The organism is Natrinema soli, assembly GCF_028618695.1.
In genome coordinates, this window is sequence record NZ_JAQIVI010000697.1 from 1 (window position 1) to 6,204 (window position 6,204).

Here is a 6,204-nt window from a genome sequence, read left to right on the forward strand (position 1 = left end):
TCGAGCGCACACGCTCGCAGCGCCGCGAGGTACGACGGCGTCGTCCCGTAGTGCTCCCGCGCGAGCGGGATCCCCGCCGCGAGGCCGGACTCGACGTCGGCCTCGAGCAACGCGTCGGTCAGTTTCTCGCTACTGAGATCGAGTTCGGCGGCACCGGCGTAGGTACCGATGCGATCGAGGGTCTGCTCGGCCGCGCTGACGACCCAGCGGTCCCGGGTGTCGGCGTCGACCGTCGCGATGCTCTCGGGTCGGATCGAGGTGTAGACCTGGTCGGAATCGTCGGGCTGGAAAGTCCGAGCCTTCCCCGTCACCGCGACGAATGCGGGTGGTTCGGCCTGCTCGAGGAAGGCCAGTTCGTCGGGCTGATACTGGCCGGCGTAGACGACGAACGCGCCGGTCGGATCGACGACGCGGGCCCGAACCATCTCGTCGTTGACCGACGTGACCTCGGTCAGCGTTCCGACGGCGAAGACGCGGTTGAGCCGCGCGCCGGTCGGCGTGATCACGTAGTTCGGCGCGCGTTCCTCGTCGCTCTCCGCGTAGGAGAACGAGGCGTCGTCGTACTCGGCAGCGAAGAGGCGGTAGGCGAGCTCTCGCCCCGGAATTTCGTCGTCGCCGTCGCCGTTCGCGCTCATGCGTCCACCTCCTCGAGGAAGGCAGTCGCACGGGCGGCCGGATCGTCGTCGCTCGCTTCGAATAGCTCGGCGTCGAGATTCGCGCCGTACTCGTCGACCGAGAGGTGTCCCCGGACGCGGTACTCGCGGCCGACGATGCGCTCGCGGATCCGATCCGCGACGACCTCCTGATCCATCGCCTCGCGGGCCTGCTCGAGGGCGTCATCCAGGGTCCCGTCGTAGACTCGCTCGGTGAGTTCGTCGTCGAGGACGACGGTGACGGTCCCGGTGCCGTCGTCGAGGATCGCCTTGACGCGCAGGTCGTCGATCCCGTCGACGTCGCCGTGGGTTCGGCACTGTCCCTTCTGGATGACCCGGTAACACTCCGGACAGCGCTGAATGAGTCCGGAGCCGTCACGGACCGCGAGCAGGTTCCCGACGACTTCGACGTCGTAGATGCCGCCGGTGCCGACGGCGTCGCCGACGTCCATCGTCGACGTGTTGGTTCCGACGTCGATGTCGCGGTCGAGCGCGGTGACTCGCGAGAACTCGGAGACGTTGACTTCGGGTACCCCGCGGAACTCCTGTACGTAGGCGTTCTCGATGCGGACCGTTCCGCCGTCTTCGATTTCGGGGGCCGGATCCCAGTTCGTGAAGGGGAGCCGGCCGCTCTCGTCCCCGAAGACGCCGCTCAGGATGTCGGTCTCGCCGTCGCGGCCGTCGATCGTCTTGCGCTCGCACTCGAGGACGCTGACCTCGATGGTGACCGCGCGGTCGCCGGTCCGCAGCTCGGCCAGTTGCGCGTCGCCGCCGCTCTCGTAGGGGACCTCGAGGGGCTCCTCCTCGAAAGAGAGCGAGGTGCTCTCGCCGAGGTTGAGTTCGGGTTCGCCGTCCCACTCGCGGACGCCCGCGTTGCCCGCGGTGATCGTGTCGCCCGCCGAGAGGCCGAAGTCCTCCCACGCGGTGTAGTCGATGACACCGGTCTCGTCGGCCAGTCGGCCTTCGACGATGACGTGATCGGAGCCCTGATAGCGGATCGATCGCTCGCCCGCGGTCAGGACGACGCCGGTAACGGTGACGTTGCCGTCGTCGGTCGTGATTTCGGCGATGTCCTTCGCCGACGGCGCGCCGCCACCGCCGCCGGACCCGCCGCCGTACTTCCGCCGGAGGCTCTGTTTCGCCTCGTCGATCGGAACGCTGTACTCCACCAGATTCTGCAGGTCGTCTTTGACCTCCTCTTTGTCAACACCGAGGTCGGAGGCGAGATCCTCGGCATGATCGTCGAGTTCCATCACTTGCCTTTCGAGTTGGGGCGTAAAAAGCGTTCCCGGAGGAGGGTGGAAGTGAACAGGTCGACCGACCGACGACGTTGACGAGGTCGTCGGTATTCGTCGTCGGCGTTTCGGCAACGATCAGCATCCATAGCGTCGCGGCCGACCTGCCATAGTAGCTGTCGATTTGCAGGTCACAGCATAGAACAGTCCCGTCGGAGAGCAATACGAATGGCTACCGTTGAGACCGTCCTTTCGTCGATTTTCAGTACCGTTCCCGAACTTCATTCGGGCCAGCTCGGGCTCCTCTCTGGCGTTCTCATCGGAATCATCTACTGGCACGGCTACCGCCGGTCGTCGCTCGCTCTTTGCACCGCGTTCTATCTGCTGGCGCTCGGTATCTTGCCCGCTTCCACGAGGGGACTCGCGGTGATACAGTCCAAGCCGTGGTACTTCTGCTCGTTCCTGATTCTCGCCTCTTTCGTCGCCGTCGGCGGACGCGCCGTACGGACGCGGCTGTTGTCCCCCTCGAGCCGCACTCGGTCGCTGGAGGTCGGACAGAAGGACGTCTGACCGGTCCGCTCTCCCTCGCCGACGAGACGGAGATGGGAATCACCCACGGAGCAGCGGAGGCCACCGACCGCGTTACTTCCGTTCGCGGGAGACGGGGAAGCGAAACCAGATACCGGCATCGCGGAGTTTCCATCTGATCTCGAGACCCGCCCAGGTCAGCCCTGACAGGAGTCCCACGGCGATAGCGGCGGCTGCAGTTTTGCCGATCCAGACCGGAGCGACGAAGATCAGCGCGTTATAGATCCGATGGGGGAGGATCGACTCGACGATGCCGCCGAGGAACGCGAACGGGTCGATCCCGAAGCCGCCGGTTCCGCCGGCGTCTTCGGTTACCGTCCGGGACTCGAGGCCGAGTTCCCGGGCGCTCTGGCCACTCTCGCTTTCGGCACCGGCCTCGAGGCGCTCGGCTTCGTAGGGGAGCGTCGACTCGACCTCCCAGACGATGTCGCCCGACTCGTTGACGGCCATAACGCGGTTGCCGTGGGTGTCGGTGATCAAGGTGTTCCCGTTCGGAAGTCGGTCCGCGTCGCGGGGCCATTGGATCCGCTCGTCTTCCCACAGCCAGCTTCGGTTCCACTCGCCGTCCTCGCGCTGGAACTCCTCGATCTGGCCGTTCTCGGAGTCGGCGACGAGGACGGCCGGTCCGCCTCGACTCTCGGGGATGAAGTCGGGATTGTGCTGTTCGTACAGAACGTTGGCGTCGTTCTCGCCGCCGAGGGTCCACCCCTCGAGCAGGCCCTCCTCCCGATCGAGGAAGACGACCCGATCCTGGTTTCGGAGACTGACCATGATCCGGCCCGCCATCCGGCCGTCCTCGATGTACTCGACGTCGTTGATGTGCGTCCAGTCGTTCGGGAACGAGTGGCCGCTCTCCAGCGGGAACTCGCTCTGGGCGTCCCAGAGCCATTCGATAATCTCGGTCTCCGTGTCGACGATGAAGACCAGATCCGCGACGATGTCGGCGACGAGGACGTGGCGTTCGTCGATGCGATCCGCGTCGTGCCACTCGGCGGCGGCCTCCTTGTGATCGAAGCGTTCGTAGACGACCTCGACGTCCCCGGTCTCGAGGTCGACACGCTCGATGACGTTCCTGGCGCACGGCGGAGCGCCGCAGTTGGCCCCTTCCGTGTGGATCGTATCGGTCGCGGTGTACTCGACGGTCAGCGGATCGCCCTCGACCGGATCGACGTCGAAGTACTTCGTTCGCGAGTTGTTGTAGTAGCGGACTTCGCCGCTCGGCGCGTAGGCCGTGATCGTCCCGGTTCGACCCGATTCGGTCACGACCGTGTGGTTCTCGGTCGGGGGTGCCTCCGGGACGGCTTCTTTCGACGCCGTCGAGAGGCCGTCCGACGCCGCAGCGGCGACGACGACGGTCGAGAGCAGAACGACGATGCCGAAGCCGGCCCGAATCCGGGTGCGCGTGAGCGCCGATCGGACTCGAGCGAGCGACGAACGCGGATGGGGCGTCACGGTACTCCCTCCGTGACCATCGATGGAGCCGCTCGGGAAGCCATCGGTGTTCGATTTCAGGGAGAGGTAGTAGTAGCTTTCCCGCGCATTCGCGACTCGACCGCGATGCGACCGCGGATCGGCCTGACCGGGACGCTGACTGGTGCGGTCCGATCGAACGCGTCAGGGCCGCGGGGCGGCCTTCTGCAGCGCCGTCTCGGCGATGTTGCCGCCGTAGTCGGCGCTCCGTGACAGCGAGTCGACGATCAACCCCAGCGACTGGGCCTGCACCGAATCGAGATCCCGGAGCATATCGTCGATCTGGCGCGTGTGCTCGTCGATCTCGAGGACGGCCTCCCGGGCGTCGTGGCCGAGCCGATTCGCCTCTCCGGTTTCGTCGGCGAACAGCGCGTCCATCGACTTCTCGAGGACGGTGGAGGCGTCCGTATGCAACTCCTCGAGCGCCTCGGCGACCGGCTCGGGGATCTCCTCGAGTTTGAGCGCGATGTTGCTGATCTTGGCGGCGTGGTCGGCGACGCGCTCGAGCTGGCGGGCGCTCGAGTGAAAGTCGAAACAGTCCTCGCGCGGGACGCCCAGTTCCTCGGCGGCGCGGGGCGAACGCAGGGTGGCGCGGAAGATCCGCGAGACGACGAGCCAGAGCCGGTCGACGTCGTCGTCGCGCTCGATCACGTCGCGGGCGATGTCGTCGTCGTTCTCGATCAGCGCGGTCACCGCGTCCTCGAGCATCGATTGGGCGATCAGGCGCATCCGCGTGACGGCGTTGACGATCGACAGCTCCGAGGAATCGAGGAGGTCCTGGATGACCACGCTGTCGTTCGTCTCCTCGAGCACTTCGACGCCGACCAGCCCCTGTGTCGCACTGCGGATCGCCCGGCGCTGGTCAGTCGTGATGCGTCCCGCCTCGAGTCTGATGATGTCGAAGCCGCTGACGTACATCGTCATGACGGCGCGGGTCAGGCGGTCGCCCTCGATGCTCGAGATGTCGAGGGTCCCCTCCTGGCGCTCCGTTTCGCTCTGGGGGGTCAGCAACAGCGCGCTGTCTTCGGGATAGAACTCGACGGTCGTGCCGGCGCTGACGTCGTTGTCGGTCGCCCACGTTTTCGGCAGCGAGACGGTGTACGTCGATCCGCCGGTCACCTGGACTTTTCGCGTCTCCATGTGGTCGGATGTAGCCCGCTCGAATATAAATATAGGCGCATCTATAGAGGGTCGTTAGCATACTAACAACGCTCGATACAGGCGGATATTATCGCAGTTCTACCCGAAATGTCCCCGCATAGAACGTCATGTGACTGGTTAGGAGTTGAGTCTATATAGATTAATTCGAGCCGCTTTCTGTGTTTCGCAGTCGGCGCTATCGATCGTCCCACTCGAGGATGCCCCGTTCGAGGATCGCCGCTTCCGTACGAAAGCCTCGCCCTCTTCCGCGTTCCAGTGCAATCCTCCTCCATGATTGGCGCCTACACGATCGGCAAGAAAGCGGTCAGGTTCGGCTACAAACGCTACGGGATTCCGGGCGCGATCGCGACCGGCGGTGGGGCACTCGCGGGCTATCTGATCGTTCGACGAGCGCTGAAATCGTCGGCCAACGGCGGGAACGTCGATTCGGCGATCGACGCGGGAGCGATCCAGTCCGCGGTCGACGAGAAGGGGCTGAGCGCGGTGACCGATACGGGGACCCTCGAGCGGGCGATCAACGAGGAGGAGGTCGGGTCGACAGTCGACATGGACGACGTCCAGTCGTCGGCCGAGGCGGAGACCGACGAGTTCACCGACGACACGGGCGCGGGCGACTCGAGCGCCGAGAGCTGAACCGGGGACTGGCTCGCCCGTCACGAGACGGGTGTCAGCCGCCAGCTACCATCGACTAACCGCCAGCAGCCAGCCATCACCGGCCAGCCATCACCGACCAACCACTAGCGATCGGACGGTCACGCCCGACGCAACGATTTCGACTCAGCGATTCCGAATCACCGTTTCCGTGCCCACCACTGTGGACTCACACATCGAGAAACAGACCGTAACGGATCGACACGCCCAACTCGACCATGACCCAGAGAGACAACACCACTGAGACCGGCGACAGTCCCGCGACCGAATCCGAGCACAGCGAATCGAAACGCAGCCGCGAGTGCGTCTCGAGGACGCTCCAGTCAGTCCGAGGGGGTATCGAATCGGGGCTCCCGGCAGGTGTCGGCGGCGGAGTGAGTCTCCTCCGCGGCGTCCGAGCGCTCCGCCGGGGCCAGCGCGAGCACGGCGTCGGCCAACTCGTTCTG

At 65.5% G+C, this 6,204-nt stretch carries 6 protein-coding genes and 1 pseudogene; 3 read left to right on the forward strand and 4 right to left on the reverse strand.

Features of this window, described 5'->3' with window-relative positions; all coding sequences use genetic code 11:
* Together PGX04_RS30305 and PGX04_RS30310 are read right to left on the reverse strand one after the other, a co-directional pair.
* On the reverse strand, nt 1-635 hold a 635-nt coding region (locus PGX04_RS30305), incomplete at its 3' end, for an RPA family protein (RefSeq protein WP_377043723.1).
* A complete protein-coding gene (locus PGX04_RS30310; RefSeq protein ID WP_273741881.1) occupies nt 632-1,906 on the reverse strand; it encodes a Single-stranded DNA binding protein in 1,275 nt (424 codons plus the stop codon). The genes PGX04_RS30305 and PGX04_RS30310, both read right to left, overlap by 4 nt.
* A 210-nt stretch (nt 1,907-2,116) precedes the next feature.
* Here PGX04_RS30310 and PGX04_RS30315 point away from each other — a divergent pair, with 210 nt between their 5' ends.
* Nucleotides 2,117-2,458, forward strand: a complete 342-nt coding sequence (locus tag PGX04_RS30315) for a hypothetical protein (protein WP_273741882.1) — start codon at nt 2,117-2,119, stop codon at nt 2,456-2,458.
* 72 nt (nt 2,459-2,530) lie between these two features.
* Here PGX04_RS30315 and PGX04_RS30320 read toward each other — a convergent pair whose 3' ends face one another.
* Nucleotides 2,531-3,928, reverse strand: a complete 1,398-nt coding sequence (locus PGX04_RS30320) for an arylsulfotransferase family protein (RefSeq protein WP_273741883.1) — start codon at nt 3,926-3,928, stop codon at nt 2,531-2,533.
* A gap of 162 nt (nt 3,929-4,090) precedes the next feature.
* Nucleotides 4,091-5,086, reverse strand: coding sequence for a phosphate signaling complex PhoU family protein (locus PGX04_RS30325; protein WP_273741884.1), 996 nt, complete (start codon nt 5,084-5,086; stop codon nt 4,091-4,093).
* A 291-nt stretch (nt 5,087-5,377) separates the two neighbouring features.
* Here PGX04_RS30325 and PGX04_RS30330 point away from each other — a divergent pair, with 291 nt between their 5' ends.
* Nucleotides 5,378-5,740, forward strand: coding sequence for a hypothetical protein (locus PGX04_RS30330; protein WP_273741885.1), 363 nt, complete (start codon nt 5,378-5,380; stop codon nt 5,738-5,740).
* A 236-nt stretch (nt 5,741-5,976) separates the two neighbouring features.
* Nucleotides 5,977-6,204: pseudogene (locus PGX04_RS30335) on the forward strand (hypothetical protein); the annotation flags it as partial.